The 18661-nt window shown below is 63.2% G+C and carries 15 protein-coding genes; 11 read left to right on the top strand and 4 right to left on the bottom strand.

Going from position 1 to position 18661, the window contains the following annotated elements:
* Positions 1–2 precede the first annotated feature (2 nt).
* Together AWB77_RS06665 and AWB77_RS06660 are read left to right on the top strand one after the other, a co-directional pair.
* Positions 3–719 carry a DUF899 family protein gene (locus tag AWB77_RS06665; protein ID WP_061133582.1) on the top strand — a complete coding sequence of 239 codons (717 nt, stop codon included), beginning with the start codon at positions 3–5 and terminating at the stop codon, positions 717–719.
* A gap of 72 nt (positions 720–791) precedes the next feature.
* Entirely contained in the window at positions 792–1853 is a 1062-nt protein-coding gene (locus AWB77_RS06660; protein WP_061133581.1) for a phytoene/squalene synthase family protein, read from the top strand.
* On the opposite strand, the gene AWB77_RS06655 is transcribed toward AWB77_RS06660, so the two are convergent.
* Positions 1831–2679: a LysR substrate-binding domain-containing protein gene (locus tag AWB77_RS06655; protein ID WP_061133580.1), complete on the bottom strand. Its 849-nt coding sequence runs from the start codon at positions 2677–2679 to the stop codon at positions 1831–1833. The genes AWB77_RS06660 and AWB77_RS06655 overlap by 23 nt on opposite strands.
* A 115-nt stretch (positions 2680–2794) precedes the next feature.
* On the opposite strand from AWB77_RS06655, the gene AWB77_RS06650 reads away from it, so the two are divergent.
* Positions 2795–3664 (top strand): alpha/beta fold hydrolase, encoded by an 870-nt coding sequence (locus AWB77_RS06650; RefSeq protein WP_061133709.1) that lies wholly within the window; start codon positions 2795–2797, stop codon positions 3662–3664.
* A 12-nt stretch (positions 3665–3676) separates the two neighbouring features.
* Here the strand turns inward: AWB77_RS06650 and AWB77_RS06645 are convergent, their stop codons facing one another.
* Entirely contained in the window at positions 3677–5329 is a 1653-nt protein-coding gene (locus AWB77_RS06645; protein ID WP_061133708.1) for a D-alanyl-D-alanine carboxypeptidase/D-alanyl-D-alanine-endopeptidase, read from the bottom strand.
* Positions 5330–5634: 305 nt separating this feature from the next.
* Between AWB77_RS06645 and AWB77_RS06640 the strand changes: the two genes are divergently transcribed.
* Both AWB77_RS06640 and AWB77_RS06635 read left to right on the top strand, forming a co-directional pair.
* Positions 5635–6039 (top strand): hypothetical protein, encoded by a 405-nt coding sequence (locus tag AWB77_RS06640; protein WP_061133579.1) that lies wholly within the window; start codon positions 5635–5637, stop codon positions 6037–6039.
* A 174-nt stretch (positions 6040–6213) separates the two neighbouring features.
* Positions 6214–7110, top strand: coding sequence for a fructose bisphosphate aldolase (locus AWB77_RS06635; RefSeq protein ID WP_061133707.1), 897 nt, complete (start codon positions 6214–6216; stop codon positions 7108–7110).
* 11 nt (positions 7111–7121) lie between these two features.
* On the opposite strand, the gene AWB77_RS06630 is transcribed toward AWB77_RS06635, so the two are convergent.
* The gene (locus AWB77_RS06630) at positions 7122–8354 is read right to left on the bottom strand and encodes an NAD(P)/FAD-dependent oxidoreductase (protein ID WP_208601497.1); all 1233 of its coding nucleotides are present in this window, start codon (positions 8352–8354) and stop codon (positions 7122–7124) included.
* 259 nt (positions 8355–8613) lie between these two features.
* Here AWB77_RS06630 and AWB77_RS06625 point away from each other — a divergent pair, with 259 nt between their 5' ends.
* Complete coding sequence (locus tag AWB77_RS06625) at positions 8614–8916, top strand: DUF4148 domain-containing protein (RefSeq protein WP_061133577.1); 303 nt, start codon at positions 8614–8616, stop codon at positions 8914–8916.
* 54 nt (positions 8917–8970) lie between these two features.
* Here AWB77_RS06625 and AWB77_RS06620 read toward each other — a convergent pair whose 3' ends face one another.
* Positions 8971–9912: a LysR family transcriptional regulator gene (locus AWB77_RS06620; RefSeq protein ID WP_061133576.1), complete on the bottom strand. Its 942-nt coding sequence runs from the start codon at positions 9910–9912 to the stop codon at positions 8971–8973.
* A gap of 112 nt (positions 9913–10024) precedes the next feature.
* Between AWB77_RS06620 and AWB77_RS06615 the strand changes: the two genes are divergently transcribed.
* From AWB77_RS06615 to AWB77_RS34990, 5 genes are all read left to right on the top strand, one after another.
* Complete coding sequence (locus tag AWB77_RS06615) at positions 10025–11536, top strand: CoA-acylating methylmalonate-semialdehyde dehydrogenase (protein ID WP_061133575.1); 1512 nt, start codon at positions 10025–10027, stop codon at positions 11534–11536.
* 158 nt (positions 11537–11694) lie between these two features.
* Positions 11695–12012: a hypothetical protein gene (locus AWB77_RS06610; protein ID WP_061133574.1), complete on the top strand. Its 318-nt coding sequence runs from the start codon at positions 11695–11697 to the stop codon at positions 12010–12012.
* Positions 12013–12672: 660 nt separating this feature from the next.
* Positions 12673–13449 carry an ABC transporter permease gene (locus AWB77_RS06605; protein WP_208601496.1) on the top strand — a complete coding sequence of 259 codons (777 nt, stop codon included), beginning with the start codon at positions 12673–12675 and terminating at the stop codon, positions 13447–13449.
* A complete protein-coding gene (locus AWB77_RS06600; RefSeq protein WP_061133572.1) occupies positions 13439–14848 on the top strand; it encodes an ABC transporter ATP-binding protein in 1410 nt (469 codons plus the stop codon). Before AWB77_RS06605 ends, AWB77_RS06600 begins: the two co-directional genes overlap by 11 nt.
* Positions 14842–18639 carry a class I SAM-dependent methyltransferase gene (locus tag AWB77_RS34990; protein ID WP_061133571.1) on the top strand — a complete coding sequence of 1266 codons (3798 nt, stop codon included), beginning with the start codon at positions 14842–14844 and terminating at the stop codon, positions 18637–18639. Before AWB77_RS06600 ends, AWB77_RS34990 begins: the two co-directional genes overlap by 7 nt.
* The last annotated feature ends 22 nt before the right edge of the window (positions 18640–18661 follow it).

The following is an 18661-nucleotide window of genomic DNA, read 5'->3' as shown; positions in this document are numbered from 1 at the left end:
ACATGAGCACGACCACGAACCTCGTTCCCGCCGATGAACTCGCCCGGCGCGCCTCGATGCGCTTCCCCAACGAAAGCGCGGAGTATCGCCAGGCGCGCACCGCGTTGCTGGCCGAGGAGATCGAGCTGCGGCGGCATATCGAGCGCGTCGCGCAGATGCGCCGCGCCTTGCCGCCGGGCGGAGAGGTGAAGGGCGACTATCGATTCGACGGCGAACGCGGCGCCGTCGATTTCGCGGGCCTCTTCGACGGCAAGGACACGCTCGTCACCTACAGCTACATGTTCGGGCCGCAGCGCGAGCGGCCTTGTCCGATGTGCACGTCGCTGTTGTCGGCGTGGGAAGGCGAGGCGCGCGATATCGAACAGCGTGTGGCGCTCGCGGTGATCGCGCGCTCGCCGCTCGCGAAGCTCGTCGCGTTCAAGAAGGCGCGCGGCTGGCGCGACCTGCGGCTTTTCTCCGATACGAACGGCGATTTCAGCCGCGACTATCACGCGATATCGAAGGAGGGCGGCGACGAGCCCGCGCTCAACGTCTTCACGCGCCGCGACGGCGTGATCCGCCATTTCTGGAGCGGCGAGATGGACTTCGCCACGGCCGATCCCGGTGAAGACCCGCGCGGCGCGCCCGACCTGATGCCGCTGTGGACGGTGCTCGACATGACGCCGGAAGGACGCGGCACGGACTGGTATCCGAAGCTGGACTACGGCCCGCGCGACTGAGCCGACCCGGACGGATACAATGCGGCGGCGCGCGATTCAGGCGCGCGAGGCCGCAGTCATCCGATCCGAGTCATGAATAATTCGCCCCGGGCCTTTTTGCTGGGCCCGCTTCTCAAGAGCGTGTCGCGCTCGTTTTATCTCACGCTGCGCATTCTGCCGACGGGCATGCGCGATCCCATCGGGCTCGCGTATCTGCTCGCGCGCGCCGCCGATACCATCGCGGATACGTCGCTGATCCCGCCGCAGCGTCGGCTGGAATTGCTGCTTTCGCTGCGCGCGCAAGTCAATGGCGCATCCGATGACGGCGCGCTCGCGCGCATCGCGGGCGAAGTTGCGGGTCAGCAGGCACAGCCCGACGAACGCGCCTTGCTCGAATCGCTCGGCGCGGGGCTCGCGATCCTGCCGCAACTGAGCGCGCAGGATCAGGCCGCCGTGCGCGGCATCGTCACGACGCTCTCCACGGGTATGGAGTTCGACCTGCGCACGTTTCCCGACGAGACATCGGGCGAGATCGTCGCGTTGAAGGAATACGACGCGCTGGATCGGTACACATATCTCGTCGCGGGCTGCGTCGGCGAATTCTGGACGACGATGACCTACGCGCACATGCCCGGCACGCTGAAAGCCGCGCCCGGCACGATGCTCCCGCTCGGCGTGCGCTTCGGCAAGGCGCTGCAGATGACGAACGTGCTGCGCGACTGCGCCAAGGATTTGCGCATTGGCCGATGTTATCTACCCGAATCGATGCTCGCGCGTCACGGCCTCGCGCCGCGGGATTTGCTGCGGCCGGAGACATCGGCGCGCGCGCGACCCGTGCTCTTCGACTTGCTGCGCACGTCGCTCGCGCTCTTTCAGGACGCGGTCGAATACACGCTCGCGATTCCGCCGGGCGCGATCCGTCTGCGCCTCGCGTGTCTCTGGCCGATCATGATCGGCCTCGAAACGCTCGTGCTGCTCGCGCGCAACGACGCGTGGCTCGATCCGCAGAAGGTCTCGAAAGTGCGCCGTAACGACGTGTACCGTGTCATGGCGGCGTCGCTGCCGATGGTGGCATCGAACGGCATGGTGCGCGCGTGGGCTTCGCGCCGCATGCGCGCAATCGAAGCTGAAATCAGCGCCGCAACTCGGCCGTGATGCGTTCGGCGAGAAAGTCGCACGGCGGCCGGTTCGACGCCGCGCTGCGCGCCAGCACCACTTCCAGCGTGCCGATATCGGGCAGACCTTGAGCCGGCCCGAGCAGCGTGAAATGCGCCGGCACCGCGCATTTTGCGAGCGGCGTCACGGCAAGACCCGCTTCGGCCATCGTCAAAAGACCGAGCAGGCTCGGGCTTTCATACGACGTCCGATAGCCGATGCGCGCGCGCTCCAGGCTGCGGATTGCGTTCTCGCGTGCGACGCTGCCCGGCAGGAACACGGCGATCGGCAACGGGCGCTCCTTCCAGATTTCGGTGCCGGGCGCGGCGGCCCAGACCATCGGCTCGTGGCGCAGGAATTCGCCCGACAGACCTTTCACGCGCGTCGCGCAAACGAGATCGACGGAGCCGTCTTTCACCATCGGCGCGAGCGCGAGGCTCGGCAAGCCGACGACCTGAATTTCCACTTTCGGATAGGTCGCGGAAAATTTCTTGAGGATCGGCGGAAAAAGCGACGACGCGTAATCGTCCGGCACGCCGATCACCACGCGCCCGGTCACGTCGGGCCGCACGACCGCCGCCCACGCCTCGTCGCGCAGCGCGATCATGCGGCGCGCGTAGGTGAGCAGCACTTCGCCGTCCTGCGTCGGCACCACGCTGCGCGGCTTGCGCACGAAAAGCGGCTTGCCGAGCGCGGTTTCCAGCGTCTTGATCTGCATGCTGACCGCCGATTGCGAGCGATGCACCAGCTCGGCCGCGCGGCTGATATTGCCGGTGTCCGCAACGGCGATGATCATCGCGAGAACGTCCAGATCGAGCGCTTTCATGGTGAACGGCCGGCTGGCGCGGCTTGCTATCAGAAAATCTGAACGATTCTATCAAAATTATGCGTTTTTCTTTTGCTTCGGCGCGGCGCATAGTCGCATTCATAGGAGCTTATTCATGAACGCGCGAACCGATCTGTCCGTACTCACCGCCGTGCAAGGCCTGCCCGAACCGTCGTTCGCCACGACGAAATCGGGTATTTCGGTGCCGTATGTCGAGTGCGGCGAGGGCGAGCCGCTCGTTCTCGTGCACGGTTCGCTGTGCGATTACCGCTACTGGGACGCGCAAATCGTGCCGCTCGCGAAGCAGTTCCGCGTGATCGCGCCGAGCCTTTCGCATTACTGGCCTGCCGTCGATGCCTTCGTGCAGGGCGAGTTCAGCCTCGAAGCGCATGTCGCGGAAATGGCGGAATTCATCGAGTCGCTCGATCTCGCGCCGGTGCATCTCGTCGGGCATTCGCGCGGCGGCTGTGTCGCGTTTCATCTCGCGCGCGAGTTTCCGCGTCTCGTGAAGACGCTCACGCTCGCCGATCCGGGCGGCCCGCTGCAAACCATGCCGCAGGCCGTGACCGCGACGCTGCCGCCCGCGACGAACGCGTTGCGCACGCGCGTCGCCGAGCTGATCGAAGAAGGCGAATTCGATCGCGGTCTCGAAATGTTCGTGGATTCGGTCAGCATGCCGGGCTTCTGGAACAAGAGCACGGAGAGCTTCCGCCGCATGGCGCTCGACAATGCGCTCACGCTGCCCAAGCAATTCCGCGATCCGCTGCCCGCATACACGCGCGAAGCGGCGCGCGACATCAAGTGCCGCACGCTTCTGATCGACGGCGAGAGAAGCCCGCGCATGTTCCGCAACAACGTCGAGAAGCTCGAAGAGTGGATCGAATTCGCCGAGCGTCAGACGATCGCGCGCGCATCGCACGGGATGAATGTCGCGAGTCCGGGCGCGTTCAACCGCGCGGTGCTGGCGTTCGCGGGCGCGTGGTGAGCCGATAGACCCTCATTGCAGCTTCCACAGATTCGCCGCGATCGTGCCCTGATCGTTGAAGACGTTGATGATGTCGGGCACGTCGGCGATCGGCACGTTGTTCACGACGAGCGCGAACGCGAGCCGGCGTCCGCTCTTCGCGTCGATATAACCGGCGAGCGCCTGTCCCTTCAGCGTGGTCGTCGCGGTGCCGTCCGGATTGTCGGTGCCGGTCACGTACGTGCCGGTTTTCGCGTACACCTTGCCCTTCGCGCCCGCGAGCGTCGGATCGGTTTCGAAATCGGTCGTGCTCGCGAGCGAGCCGTCGACGCCGAGAAAGGGCAGCGAATCCACATAAGCGGGGAATGCCGGGCGGCCGCCCATCGCGCGCAGCATCGCGATGACCGCGACCGGCGTGGCTGTCGTTTCGCCGCCGCCGCTGCCGTCGATGAAATGCGTCTGCGTCATCGGCACGTTGAACGGCGCGGCCGACAGCTTCGCGTTCTCCGCCGCGAGCGCCGTTTGCAGCGTGGTCGAGCCGTTGTTCGCGACGCCGAAGAGCATGAGACTCGTATCCGCGCCGATGTTGTAGCTGACCTTCAAGATCCACTTCGAATATTCGCTGAGCGGTTGCGACGTGAGTTGCGCGACGCGCGTGTCGGCAGAATACGCGTTCTTCGCGGGCAGCAGTTGCACCGGATTGCCTTCGACGGCCGGCGCGGTCACGGTCACGCCTGCGCGCGCGAGCGCGTCGATGAGCACGGAGCGCGCGTAGTTCTGCGGCGCGGTGATGCGAAACGTGCGGATCACCGGGAAGCTCGGCACGATCGGCGGCACGTAACCCGCGGGAATCGAGCCGCCGATCGCGCCCGTGCAAGGCAGCGTGCCGAAGCACGTCGGGTCCGCCGGCGTCACGGTGATGTTCGCCGCCGTGCCCGCCTGCCCGGTCATCAACGTGGACTGCACCGTGAACACCGATGACTTCGGCCGGTAATCCACCGGCGTCGCCGAGCCTGCGCTGCCCTGCGAGATGATCGTATCGACGACGTCGTCGTTCACGAAGATCGGGCGCAACATGAATTCGCCGCGAAACTCGAAGGGATCGAAAAGACGGTCGTCGATCACGACTTCGCCGTTGATCTTCCTGATGCCCGATGCCGCCACCTGCGCGGCGAGCGAATCGTAGCCCGCGAGCGGATCGGGCGCGGTGATCTGCGCGTTGCCGAGACTGTTGGCCTCGTTGTGGTCGAAGTTGGTCCAGGCGAGCGTGCCATCGGGGTTCGTGCGGCCGCCCATCGAGAGATCGCCGCTCGCGACGAGCACGAGATTGCCGTTGAGCGTGCCGCTTGCGTCCACCGTGCCCATGCGATAGACCGGCGTCTGGAACTGATGCTGCGCGCCGTACTGATCGAGCGTCGCGCCGAGCGAAAACACCTTGCGCACCGATGCGACATACACCTGCGCGTTCGAATTCATGTCGTAGATGAGATCGCCCGAATTCAGATCGACGACGCGCAGCGCCCACGTCGCGCCCTGATACATGGGCTTTTTCATGACCTGGGTGATGGCGTCGGGGACGGAGGTATCGTCGGAATCGGAGCCGCCGCATCCGGCGATGAGCGCGGCGAGCGCGCAGGCGAGAGCAAGAGCGGCAGCGCGTGCCGGACTTCCTGAAAGCGGGTTCATGACGCGGCTCCGATAAAGGCACATCGCGCTCCACATGGAGCGAACAACCAATACGTCGGGACTGCTTCACAGCGCAGACAGGAGATGTCGGCCGCCGCCCATCGCTTTCTCGCGTGGCGGGTGAGTGAATTAAATACCTTGCGCGCGCCTTGTCAAGCGAGGGCTATCGCGAATCCGGCGCTTTAGGCAAGCGCTTTTTGTACGATTTCGTCGATGCTTTTCGTCTGCATGTTGTGGAGCGACAACGGCAAAACGTTTGGCGCGGGCTAACATCCACAGCACCTCATCGCGATGAAGAGGACACCTTGAGCACGGCCCACGACGATTTCGATGCATGGAAACGCCGGCGCACACTCGAACTGGCGTACGAGCTGGCCGATAGCGGCCGCTACGAAGACTTCACCGATATCGCCTATGCGCTGCAATTCGAACGCGGCATGGCGACCGCGCAGGCGCTGATCGACGACCCCGACATGCGCCGCGTGCTCAATCAGCGTTGCGGCGATGCGCGCGAAAAGCTCGCTCCGCTTCCTGCGCCGGAAGCCGTTGCAGCGGTCGAAGCGGTCGAAGCCGTTGCGCAGACATCGAACGATCATGCGCAACTGCCGCAAGCCGGCGACTTCGCACGCGCGCCGTCGTTTCTGCGCCGCGCACTCGCAACCTTCACGCGCTCCGGCAATGCGGGCGATCTCAATTCCGCCGCTTCCTGATTTTTTCCTGTCGCGGGCTGTGCGTTAGCGCACGACATCGCCCCATTTGCGCGCGAATGGCGGATTTACACGGCTTGAGCGTTCGTCAAAACCATTACACTTGCAGAAGTTGAACCATAAGCCCGGACTGTGTTTGCACAAGTCCGGTGTTTGAACTTCGAGGAGGAAATGTTCGTGGCTAACGAAAAAATGCTCGCGCAAATGGCTGAGAAGGATGGTTTCATCGCCGCTCTGGATCAGAGCGGCGGATCGACGCCGGGCGCGCTGCGGCAATACGGCATTCCGGACGACGCCTATAACGGCGACGCCGAAATGTTCAAGCTGATGCATGAAATGCGCGTGCGCATCGTCACGGCGCCGTCGTTCACGGGCAAGAAGGTCATCGGCGCAATTCTGTTCGAGCGCACGATGGACGGCGAAGCGGAAGGCAAGCCGGTGCCCACGTTCCTGTGGGAAGATCGCGGCGTCGTGCCGTTCCTGAAGGTCGATAAAGGTCTCGAAACCGAAGCCGACGGCGTGCAGATCATGAAGCCGATTCCCGGCCTCGACGATCTGCTCGCGCGCGCCGCGAAGCTCGGCATCTTCGGCACGAAGATGCGCTCGGTGATCCATCAGGCCGATGAAAAAGGCATCGCCGCCGTGGCGAAGCAGCAGTTCGAAGTGGGCGCGCAGATCATCGGTCACGGTCTCGTGCCGATCCTCGAGCCCGAAGTGTCGATCAAGAGCCCGGACAAGAAAGGCGCGGAAAAGATTCTTCGCGACGAATTGCTGAAGGGCCTCGACGCGCTGCCGGAATCGAGCCAGGTGATGATCAAGCTGACCATCCCCGATGAAGCGGATTTCTATCGTCCGCTGATCGAGCATCCGCGTGTCGTGCGCGTCGTCGCGCTGTCGGGCGGCTATACGCGCAGCGATGCGTGCAAGAAGCTGGCGCAGAACCACGGCATGATCGCGAGCTTCTCGCGCGCGCTCATCAACGAGCTGAAGAAGGACATGAGCGACAGCGAGTTCGACAAGACGCTCGAACAGTCCATCGACGAAATCTACGACGCTTCCGTCAAGAAGGTCTGATTCGTCACGCCTCATCCGCGCGTTTCGGCAGGCGGCGGCGTTTGTACGACGGGCGCCGCCGCCCTGAACAGATCTTCGCGCGTACCGCCCTTCGGCGGATAGATGCGCTCGCCGTTGATGGTGCGCTTCGTCGCCTTCGCCGTCTCGCCTTCGGAGACGAGCTTCCGGTCCCAGCCTTCCGTGTACACCGCGCCCCACGGCCCAAGATCGCAGATCGTCGCATACCAGTCGATCGATAGCGGCAGCATCTCGATGCCGTAAAAATCGCAGACGGCGTTATTGCCCGCATAACGTCCCATCGGCCGGCCATGCTGGCATGACATCACCGATGGCCGCGTGCCGTCGATCAGGATCCGCGCGCAATCGCCCGCAGCGAACACATCCGGCACGCCTTCCGCGCGCAGGAACGTATCGACGGGCACGCGGCCGAGCGGATCGGGCGTGACCGGCAACTGCGCCGCGAGCGCATTCGCGTGCATGCCGCCGCACCAGACGACCGTCGCCGCCTCGATGCGCTCGCTGCCGGCGCCGTCGCGCAAGGTGACGCTCTGGCCGTCGAGCGATTCGAGCGTCACGCCCGGCCGCATCTCCACTTCGAGCGTCGACAACGCGCCTTCGATGACATGCTGCGCGCCGCCCATCGATTGCGCGATCTTCGACGAACGATCCGCGAGAATCACGCGCACCTTGTCGCGATCGCATTGCGCGACGATTTCGCGCAAGCGCGCGGGCAGCTCCGCCGCGAGTTCGATGCCCGTCAACCCCGCGCCGACGACGACCGCCGTGTAGCGGCCCGGCGTGTCGGGCAGCGCGGGCAATGTCAGCAGATGCGCCTGGAGCTTGCACGCGCCGGCGTAGGTATCGACATCGAACGAGAAGTGTTCGAGGCCCGGGATCGGCGGACGCACGAGCACGCTGCCCGCCGCGAGAATCAGCCGGTCGTAGGTGAGCGTTTCGGATGCGCCTTCATGCTCGATGGTCACGCTGTGATTCTCGCTGTCGAGCCCGGTGGCCTTCGCTTGAATCAGGCGCACGCCCGCGGGTCCGAGCACGGCATCGAGCTGAACGAGCGTCGGATCGAGCGGCAGCTCGTAGTTGCGCACGCGCACGCTATGAAAAGGCACCGGATTGACGATGGCGACTTCGGTTTCTTCCGTGTGCCCGAGTTCGTCCAGCTTGCGCGCCGCCGACAGCGCGCTCCACAGACCGGCGAAGCCTGCGCCGATCACAAGGATTCGGTTCAAGGTCATTCCCCTGAATAAACGATCGTTCGTGCTATGCGCCGTTTAAAAAGGGCGCTCCGCTCTTGGTTATAGGCGATACGCGAGCACTTGGTTCGCTTCGCGCGCTAACCGGATTAGTCGGGTTTTCGCCAAAAGTGATTTCGCCGTTTAGGTATTTACCCTAGGACGTGCGATACCTAAACTCTCTTCAACGGTCGCGAACGAGCAGAACACAGCAGCGTAAGCGGCAACTCAAAACGTCCGTACGGAGGAAAGGATCATGAAGAAGCTCATCGGTATCGCAGCGGTCGCGCTTGCTTTTGCGGCTCCCGTCGCATCGTTCGCACAATCGAATCAAGGTTTGACGCGCGCCGAAGTCCGCGCGCAGATCGTGCAACTCGAGAAGGCCGGTTATAACCCCGGCGTCGTCAGCGATACGACTTATCCCGCCGACATCCAGGCCGCCGAAGCACGCGTCGCCGCGCAAAACGGTTACGGTGGCGTGGCCGACGGTGCGGCGCAGTCGGGCGCTCGCGTGAATGCGGTTCAGGCCGACGTGTTCCCGACGTTCGCGCATCATTGAACGACGCATCGTCGAAAAAACGCGCCCGCTGCAAAGCCGGCGCGTTTTTTCGTTCTAGAGCGGAAAGCCGCCCGCAAACGTCTCGCGCAGATATCCAATGAAGAGCGCGACCGCACGCGGCACGTGCGGCGCATAAGGCCGCACGACGAAAAGCTGATCCGCGAACGCGCCGACCGGCCGCCATTCCGGCAACAACACGACGAGCTTGCCCGCCTGGACGGCAGCCTGCGCGGTGAAATCGGGCAATAGCGCGATGCCGAGATCGTCGAGCGCCGCATCGCGCAAGACTTCGCTGTTGTTCGCCGCGAACGGCCCGTTCACCGCGAGCGTGTACGGCCCGGCGGAACTCTTGCGGCCGCCCTTGCGCTCGAACGACCAGATGCTCGACGCCTGCGGACGCGGATAGACGAGACAATCGTGCGTGGCGAGATCGTTCGGCGTCGCGGGCGTGCCGCGCCGCTTCAGGTAAGCGCGCGTCGCGACGATCACCGAATGCGTGTCGCAGAGCTTCCATGCGACATGCGTATCCGGCACTTGCGCGCTGTGCCGCACGGCGAGATCGAAGCCTTCGGTCGCAATCGAACTCAGTCTGTCCGATGCTTCGAGCTGCACCCGCACGTCAGGGTGCGCGTGCAGAAAACCCGACATGCGCGGCACGAGTTGCTGCCGCGAAAACGCCATCGGCGCGGTCACGCGGATCAGCCCGCGCGCGACGCCCGCCATCTCCTTCACGCTCATGAAACTCGACGCGATGCGCTCGTACTGTTCGCGCGTGTCGTCGACGAGCCTGCGGCCCGCTTCGGTGAAACGCACGCTGCGCGTCGTGCGCGTGACGAGCTGCACGCCCGCCGCGCGTTCCAGTTCGGCGATGCGCTGGCTCATCGCCGCCTTCGATACGTTCAGGCGCGCCGCCGCCGCCGTGTAGCTGCCTTGTTCCGCGAGCACCGTGAGCCAGTGCAGATGCGTCCAGAGACCTTCGATCTTTTGCTCGTCCATCAGCCGATTGTTTGCCGATATAAACAATGAGTTCAATCTTAGCGTCTTTGCAGGAGCCGCATCGCTTCTTACACTGTATCGGTCGCCAAACCAGTTCCTCCGAGGAGTCGAGATGCAAGCGTTCAACGATACCGCCGACGTCGTCCATTACATCCACGGCGAGCGCACGCACGGCTCGGCCACGCGCACGCAGCCGGTGTTCAATCCCGCGACGGGCGAGCGTCCGCGCAATCTCGTGCTGGGCGACGCCGCCGATGTCGATGCCGCCGTCGCGAGCGCGAAAGCCGCGTTCCCGGCCTGGCGCGACACGCCGCCGATCCGCCGCGCGCGCGTCATGCTCAAGTTCCTCGAATTGATGAACAAGCATCGCGACGAACTCGCCGCGATCATCACCGCCGAGCACGGCAAGGTGTTCTCGGATGCGCAGGGCGAAGTGTCGCGCGGCATCGACGTGATCGAATTCGCGTGCGGCATTCCGCAACTGCTGAAGGGCGATTACACCGAACAGGTCTCGACCGGCATGGACAACTGGACGACGCGCCAGCCGCTCGGCGTCGTCGCGGGCATCACGCCGTTCAACTTTCCGTGCATGGTGCCGTGCTGGATGTTCCCGGTCGCCATCGCATCGGGCAATGCGTTCATCCTGAAGCCGAGCGAGCGCGATCCGTCGGCGTCGCTGTTCATGGCCGATCTGTTGAAGCAAGCTGGTTTGCCCGATGGCATCTTCAATGTCGTGCAGGGCGACAAGGTCGTCGTCGACGCCTTGCTTACGCATCCTCAAGTGAAGGCGATCAGCTTCGTCGGCTCCACGCCGATTGCCAACTACATCTACGAAACCGGCGCGAAGCACGGCAAGCGCGTGCAGGCGCTCGGCGGCGCGAAGAACCACATGGTCGTGATGCCCGATGCGAACATCGAACAGGCTGTCGATGCGTTGATCGGCGCGGGCTACGCTTCGGCGGGCGAGCGCTGCATGGCGATTTCGGTGGCGGTGCTCGTGGGCGATGTCGCCGACAAGATCGTGCCGATGCTCGCCGAACGCGCGCAGCAGTTGAAGATCAGGAACGGCATGGAAGACGACGCCGAAATGGGCCCGATCGTCACGCGCGCCGCGCTGGAACGCATCGAAGGATATATCGCGCTGGGCGTCGACGAAGGTGCGAAGCTCGTCGTCGATGGACGCGGCTACAAGGTGCCGGGCCACGAAGACGGCTTCTTCACGGGCGGCACGCTGTTCGATCACGTCACGCCGGACATGCGCATCTACAAGGAAGAGATTTTCGGGCCGGTGCTCGCGTGCGTGCGCGTGAAGGACTTCAGCGAAGCGGTCGATCTCGTCAACGAGCACGAGTTCGGCAACGGCGTCGCGTGCTATACGAGCGATGGTCATATCGCTCGTGAATTCGGACGACGTATCGAAGTGGGCATGGTCGGCATCAACGTGCCGATTCCGGTGCCGATGGCATGGCACGGCTTCGGCGGCTGGAAGCGCAGCCTCTTCGGCGACATGCACGCGTATGGCGAGGAAGGCGTGCGCTTCTATACGAAGCAGAAGTCGATCATGCAGCGCTGGCCGGAGAGCACGGAGAAGGGCGCGGAATTCGTCATGCCGACGGCGAAGTAAGATATCCGATGCAATTTCGAAAAAGGGCCGCGTATGCGGCCCTTTTTGCATTAACCGTTTACTCGACGCGGCACGGTCTTTGCGCAGCTTATTGTCGAGCAGACGTACGACACGGCGTCTGTGTCCATTAATTCTGACCGATCAAGGAGGAACGGATCATGAGCAAGGCAACCAGCGCACTGGTCGCGGCCATCGCCGCACTCGCGATGTCGGGCGGGGCTTACGCACAAACGGCCGGAGGCGGTTCTACTGGCAGCACGGCCAGCCCGGCTAATCAGGTGAATCGCTCGGACAACGGCTACGGCACGCCGGGCGTGACCGGTTCGCAGAGCGGCATGGGCGCACGAGCACCGAATTCTGGCCTGCCGAGCAGCACGAATAGCGGCTCCCCGGCCACCAACGCAGCGCCCGCGACGAGCAATAACACGCTGGCGACGCCGAGCGTCGTCTCGCCGGCGGCCGGCAAGTCGCAGTAATTCAGTGTGAAAAAGGGCGCCGTCCTGCGGGGCGGCGCCCGATATGACCGGCGGCACAAAGCAAATACAAGAGCCGCGTGAACCGCGCTCGCCCGATCGGCGCGCGGAAATCGGAACTTATGGGTAAGTAGTGACGGCTTATCGAGCAACTTCTACTCAAGTCAAGGCATAAAACTTCTTGACCGTCTTCCGAGCAACACTTTCCTACCAAAAATTACCAAAAATTCCGGGAAGCATTACCGGTTCGTTATAATCTCGCCGATTCAAAATCGGAGCCAGACGAGGCCAAAGCCGAGCGCCTGTACGCCCTGTGCGCTTCCAGACCACACAGGCCGAGCGAGAAAGTTGTGCGGTGAACGTGTCGGCCCACTCCTGCCGATGTGTCCGCACCAAATCACTTACCTGATTTCAACGGCGAAGAACGAATCAGAAAAGACGTCGTTGCTGCCATCCCGTCCGGTGTCTACCAACGGTGTAAAGCGCTTTTCGATCGTTTGAAGCCGACGCATGAGCCGATCTTGTCTTGCGTGAGTGAACGCGTGTCCGCGCGAGATAGCGGAGGCTCCAGTTTTTGAATTTCGTTTTGCGCAAAATTAGGTATCTATCGATATGAACCCTCATGCAATTCCTTCCGGCTCACCGCTGGCGGCCCTGCGGTCGATGCGCTCCAACACGGACCTGATCCTGAACCTGATCAGTCGCGAAGTGATCGGGCGCTACCGCGGTTCGTTCATGGGGCTTCTGTGGTCGTTCTTCAATCCGGTGCTCATGCTCGCGGTCTACACGTTCGTGTTCAGCGTGGTATTCAAGACGCGCTGGGCAGGCGCATCCGGTTCGCGCGCGGAATTCGCGCTCGTGCTGTTCGCCGGGTTGATGTGCTTCAATTTCTTCTCCGAATGCGTCAACCGGGCGCCGGGTCTCATCCTGAGCAACGCCAACTTCGTCAAGAAGGTGATCTTCCCGCTCGAAGTCCTTCCGATCGTCGCGCTCGGTTCGGCGGCGTTTCACTTCTGCGTGAGCATGTCGGTCTGGATGATCTTCTACGTCGTGTTCCTCGGCATTCCGCACGTCACCGCGCTTCTCGCGCCGATCGTCCTCATCCCGCTCGTGCTCTTCACGCTCGGCTGCGTATGGATGCTGTCCGCGCTCGGCGTCTATCTGCGCGACGTGTCGCAATTCATCGGCGTCGCGGTATCGGTGCTGATGTTCCTGTCGCCGATCTTCTATCCGCTGTCCGCTTTGCCTGCCGAGTACCAGGGCATCATCGCGCTCAGCCCGCTTACGTTCATCATCGAGCAGATCCGCAATTCGTTGATCTGGGGCATCGGTATCGACTGGCGCCTCTGGGCGATGTGGACGATAGCGACGGGTCTCGTCGCCGCCCTGGGTTTTGCCTCGTTCCAGAAGTCGCGCAGGGGTTTCGCAGATGTCATCTGAATTCGCCATCAAGGTAGACAATCTTTCGAAGTGCTACCACATCTACGACCGTCCGCAAGACCGCCTGAAACAGACATTCGTGCCGCGCGTGCAGCGTCTGCTGTCGCGCCCGGTCACGCAGTATCAGCGCGAATTCTGGGCGTTGAACGACGTCTCGTTCGACGTGAAGCGCGGCGAAAGCGTCGGCATTCTCGGACGCAACGGATCCGGCAAGTCGACGCTCCTGCAACTGATCTGCGGCACCTTGACGCCCACGAGCGGCTCGGTGGAGGTCAATGGCCGCGTGGCCGCGCTGCTCGAACTCGGCTCCGGTTTCAATCCCGAGTTCACCGGGCGCGAGAACGTCTATCTGAACGGTTCGCTGCTCGGCCTGAGCCGCGAGCAGATCGACAATCGCTTCGATGAGATCGCGTCCTTCGCGGACATCGGCGCGTTCATCGATCAGTCGGTCAAGACCTATTCGAGCGGCATGCTGGTGCGTCTCGCATTCGCCGTGCAGGTGCAGCTCGAGCCCGACATCCTGATCGTCGACGAGGCGCTCGCGGTCGGCGACGCGTTATTCCAGAAGCGCTGTTTCCAGCGCATCGAAAAGCTCGTGAGCGATGGCGTGACGCTGCTCTTCGTGTCCCACGACATCGAAAGCATTCGCACGCTCACGCACAAGTCGCTGCTGCTCAAGGAAGGGCGGCGCGTGGCGTATGGCGTGAGCTCGGATGTCGTGCTCGCCTATCGCAAGCAACTGCATGCCGAAGAAGCGGCCTATTTCAGCTCGATCACCGCGCAAGTCGCCGAGCGCGCTGCGACGCAAGACGAAACGCCCCGCGCGCCGGCCGCCGAAGCCAGCGCCGAGATGGAAAGCGACGTAGCGGTTGCCGTCGAATCGACGCAACCGGTCACCGCGCGTTCGGACAAGCTCGAATTCGGCAGCGGAGAAGTGGAAGTCGTGTCCGTCGAAACGCGCGATGCGTCGGGCGAGCGCGTTCACGTGTTCTATCCGAACGAGCCGCTCACGGTTCGTGTCGTGTGCCGCGCAAAGAAGGACATGACGCATCTGAATGTCGGCATGCGGATCCGCAACAAGGAAGGCGTCAAGCTCTATTCATGGGGCACGCTCAATCAGGACATGGCGAACATCGCCGCGAAGAACGGCGAAAGCCTCTTCTGGAATCGTGAGGTGACGGCCGGCGAAGAGTTCGAGGTCATCTTCAAGGCGCCTTGTTCGCTCGGCGTGAATCTGTACGAGATTCAGGCGGCCGTCAGCTACGAAGGCACGCCCGATTACCACAACCAGAGAATGCTCCACTGGCGCGACGAAGCAGCGTTCTTCCAGGTGCTCATCAAGCGCGAGGAGTACTTCTTCGGCGGCGTGCTGGACATGCGCATGGAGGCGCAATGGTGAGCGGCGATTCCAGTCGCGCGCGGTTCGATGCTTACTGGTCCGAGAACGATCGATCGACTGCCCGCGCTCACGCCGATGGCGTCGCGAAAGACATCGTTCGCGCTTTCGGCATCGGCCGCGTGCTCGATGCGGGCTGCGGCAATGGACGCATCGTCGGCGAATTGCTGCAGGCCGGCGCGGACGCTTACGGAGTCGATGTGTCGCCGGTCGCGGTCGAATCGGCCAATCGCAAGTATCCGTCGCGTTTTCAGGCGGCCTCGCTGCTCGCGCTGCCGTATGTCGATGGCGCGTTCGATACGGTCGTCGCCGCGCGCACGCTCGAATATTTTCCGGCGACGGACATCGCGCAGGCGCTGAAGGAGATTCACCGCGCTTCGCGTCGCTATGTGTTCCTCCAGATCGGCACGGCAGCCGATGCCAACGACGCCTGGGTTCTGACGAATGAAAGCCGGGCCTGGTGGGAGCAGCGTTGCTTCGAAGCGGGCTTCCGAAAGCATCCCGCCCACTATCAACTGCACGGCTACGAGCGTCTGAACGACGAGCAAAGCCCGATTCTTCTGCTGCTCGAGAAGGTTCCGCAAGCCGCGCTCGCGCGCTATCCGTTCGCGACGCTCGCGGAATCCGACGCGCTGCGCGAAACCGGTGCGCGCGCGGACGGGGAAGTGGTGCGCTACAAGTGGGCGTCCGATTACATCCGGCAGGGCGACACGGTTCTCGACGCGCGTTGCGGCGCGGGCTGCGGCACTTATTACCTCGGCCAACTGACCAAGGTGGCGGCGATCACCGCGATCGATGCCAGCCAACACGCGATCGACTATGCGAACGCCAATTTCGCGTCGCTCGATCGCAAGCTGACGTTCCGAGCCGGCGTGCTTTCGCAATGCCTTCCGACGTTCGCCGACGGACGATTCGACACCATCCTGTGCTTCGACGCGCTCGAGCACGCCGAGAATCCGCGGGCGCTTCTCGACGAGTGCCATCGGCTGCTGTCGCCGGGGGGACGCGTCGTGGCCGGTGTCCCTGCAAGCGCATACACGCTCGACGCGCTGAAAGCGCAGTTCAGCGACCGGTTCATGATCGAAGCGATCTTCGAGCAGAACGGCGGCGGCAGCCATGGCGACGCGCCCGAGTCGTCGCAGCATGAAGGGCGCAGGGCGTTGCGCCCGATTGCGCTCGACGATGCATCGCCGGAAGCTGGCGAATGGTGGCTCATCGTCGGCATGAAGCATCCTGCGCAGGGCGCGGTGCCGTATCGGGAAAGCGTGTACGGCTACAGTTCGCCGCCCGCGCATCTCTTGCAGTTCGAGCGTGACTACGACAATCCGTGGCTCGTGCGTTCGATGCTCGAATTTCAGTTCCGCGCGAAGGATCAGAGCGTTCTCACCAAGATCGCCGCCGACACGCTCGAAGCGAAAGCCGGCCGCGCATGTCCCGATGCCGCCGCCGCGCTCGCCGTGCTCGGCTATCGCCTGCAATCGAATCCGGATGCTTCGGCGCGGGATATCGAAGCGTTCATCGCGCAGATCGATCCGCACATCACCGACGAGGCGCAGCAGGGGCATCGCTTGCGATGGCGTGTTTCGCTGTCCTTTCTCGCCGCCGCGCTGTATCGGAAGATCGGCAAGCTCGATGCCGCGCTCACGTTATTCAGGCAAGTCGCGACGACTTCGATCGATGGCTTCAGTCCTTCGCTGGGCACGAAGGTCGTCGATGCCGCATTCGATGCCGGCATGTTGCACGCCGGCCGCGGCGAGATCGCCGAGGCGCGCGAACTGTGGAAGCTGGGCGTGACGCGTGCTTATGCACTGCTCGCGACGCCGATGACCGCTCATGTCGGCGATATCGAGGAGCCGCACGAATTCACGAGCATCGTCGCCGTCGAATATCTCGATTCGGCCGTGCGCTGCATCAAGGCGTTGCGCTGGACGGCGCAAGGCAGGGAGCGTCCGCTCGCGCCGTTGCCGACGATCGCGAACGAGAACTGGAAGAGCATGCTCGCGGAGCGCGCGGACACGATCGGCAGCATGGAACGCGTGCTCACGGATCGATGGGACCTTATCCGGTCCGTCGAGCAGGCGGTGCAGGCACGCGACGAAGTGATCACCAGCCAGAGCAAGCTGCTCGACGAGCGCTGGATGATCATGCAATCGATGGAGAAGGCCGTGCGCGCGCGCGACGAAGCGATCGCCAGCCAAGCCACGTTGCTCGATGAACGCTGGGACATCATGCAATCGATGGGGCGTGAAATCCAGGCGCGCGACGAATTGATCGCACAGCAGAACAAGTTGCGCAAAGGGCGCTGGGGCGTCATGCGATCGATGTGGCACGTCCTGCACGCGGGCGACCAGGCGCACGCCGCGCACGACGATTCGTCAAAAGAAGATTCGACAGTTATGAAATTTCAGGTGCAAGACGCCGCTTCGGTGATTACGAATCAGGAAGGCGTCATCGCCGCCTACAAGGAAGCGCTTCGCGCCGTTGCCGGCAAGCAGGGCGATGACGAAATCGTCAACAAGCTGTTCGCCGCGGGACCGCGAAACGCGCCGTTCGAAGGCATGGCGCTCACGATGTATCTGTTCACGCGCCGGCTGTACGAGACGGCGCTGAACGACGGCGTCACCGAGCTGTTCTTCTTCGCGCGCGAAGGCGAACTGCTCAAGCGCATGTTCGACCTGCTGCAGTCCTGCAATGGCGGCACGGGCATTCGTACGCATTATCTGAAAGTATCGCGCCGCTCGACTTTCCTTCTTTCGTTGCGCCCCTTGCACGAAGAAAAATTCGATGTTTTGTTCCGGCAATACCGGCGCATCTCGATCATCGAATTCCTCAAGAGCCAGGCTCTGGAGGAATACGCGCCGGCATTCGCCGCGGACCTCGATGTTTCCGTCGAAGACTTCGCGCGGCGCAGCCAGGACTTGCCGCACGATCCGCTCTTCGCCCGTCTGATGGCGCTGCCTGCGTTCGCGCGCGTGTACGAAGCGGAGCGCGTGTCTCGCAGCAGCGCATTCGCGAAGTATGTCGGCGGGTTCGTCGGCGGCGGGGTGCCGGAACGGATGAGCGTCGTGGATGTCGGCTGGAAGGGTTCGATTCAGGACAACCTCTTCGGCTGGCTGCGCAACGTTCATGGCGAGCGCGCCCACGTCAAGGGCTATTACGTCGGACTCGTCGCGTCCGGCAATGCGGGACCGGCGAACGAAAAGAGCGGCCTGCTCCTGTCGAACGTGGACACGCTGACGCCGGGCTACTACGTCTTCAACGAGAACAGATCGTTGTTCGAAGTGCTGCTGCATGCGAATCACGGCTCCGCTCAACGCTATGTCGAGACCGGTGACGGAGAGGTTGCCGTCGTGGAAGACGAGTTCGTCGAAGGCCCGATGATCGAAGCGCATATCAAGCCTGTCGCGGAACATATCTGGACGAAGTTCAGGCAGCTTGCGACGGTGATGTCGACCATCGACATCGCCGATCAGCAACTCCTGACGCTGGCGGTGCGCGAGCATGCGCGCATGGTGTTCTCGCCATCGGCTGCGGAGATCGACTGGATGTATTCGCTCTCGCACGTCGAAAATTTCGGCGTGTTCGAAGAGTCCACGTTCGGCAGCAGCCCCAGCCATAAATCGCTGACGGCGCGGCTGCGCTTCACGATCAATCTGGTCAAGCGCCGCCGTCCGTCCGAGCTCGGCTTCTGGCCGTGGCTCACGGTCAAGGAGCGCGCCGTTCAGGGCTTGAGTGCGGCATATCGCGCGGTTCGTCTTTGGCAGAACCGCCGGACCTATCGTCCGGGTTTGTGAGAATGAGAAATATGGGCGACGT

It is taken from the genome of Caballeronia fortuita (genome assembly GCF_001544835.2).
Lineage (GTDB): Bacteria > Pseudomonadota > Gammaproteobacteria > Burkholderiales > Burkholderiaceae > Caballeronia > Caballeronia fortuita.
This window is presented reverse-complemented; position numbering and strand designations above follow the sequence as displayed.

What these genes read in the sequence shown, in the direction of transcription:
- AWB77_RS06660 (WP_061133581.1), top strand. Translation starts at nt 792, where the DNA reads ATGAATAATTCGCCCCGGGCCTTTTTGCTGGGCCCGCTTCTCAAGAGC.
- AWB77_RS06600 (WP_061133572.1), top strand. Translation starts at nt 13,439, where the DNA reads ATGTCATCTGAATTCGCCATCAAGGTAGACAATCTTTCGAAGTGCTAC.
- AWB77_RS06615 (WP_061133575.1), top strand. Translation starts at nt 10,025, where the DNA reads ATGCAAGCGTTCAACGATACCGCCGACGTCGTCCATTACATCCACGGC.
- AWB77_RS06620 (WP_061133576.1), bottom strand. Translation starts at nt 9,912, where the DNA reads ATGGACGAGCAAAAGATCGAAGGTCTCTGGACGCATCTGCACTGGCTC.
- AWB77_RS06645 (WP_061133708.1), bottom strand. Translation starts at nt 5,329, where the DNA reads ATGAACCCGCTTTCAGGAAGTCCGGCACGCGCTGCCGCTCTTGCTCTC.
- AWB77_RS06650 (WP_061133709.1), top strand. Translation starts at nt 2,795, where the DNA reads ATGAACGCGCGAACCGATCTGTCCGTACTCACCGCCGTGCAAGGCCTG.
- AWB77_RS06605 (WP_208601496.1), top strand. Translation starts at nt 12,673, where the DNA reads ATGCGCTCCAACACGGACCTGATCCTGAACCTGATCAGTCGCGAAGTG.
- AWB77_RS06665 (WP_061133582.1), top strand. Translation starts at nt 3, where the DNA reads ATGAGCACGACCACGAACCTCGTTCCCGCCGATGAACTCGCCCGGCGC.
- AWB77_RS06655 (WP_061133580.1), bottom strand. Translation starts at nt 2,679, where the DNA reads ATGAAAGCGCTCGATCTGGACGTTCTCGCGATGATCATCGCCGTTGCG.
- AWB77_RS06625 (WP_061133577.1), top strand. Translation starts at nt 8,614, where the DNA reads ATGAAGAAGCTCATCGGTATCGCAGCGGTCGCGCTTGCTTTTGCGGCT.
- AWB77_RS34990 (WP_061133571.1), top strand. Translation starts at nt 14,842, where the DNA reads ATGGTGAGCGGCGATTCCAGTCGCGCGCGGTTCGATGCTTACTGGTCC.
- AWB77_RS06610 (WP_061133574.1), top strand. Translation starts at nt 11,695, where the DNA reads ATGAGCAAGGCAACCAGCGCACTGGTCGCGGCCATCGCCGCACTCGCG.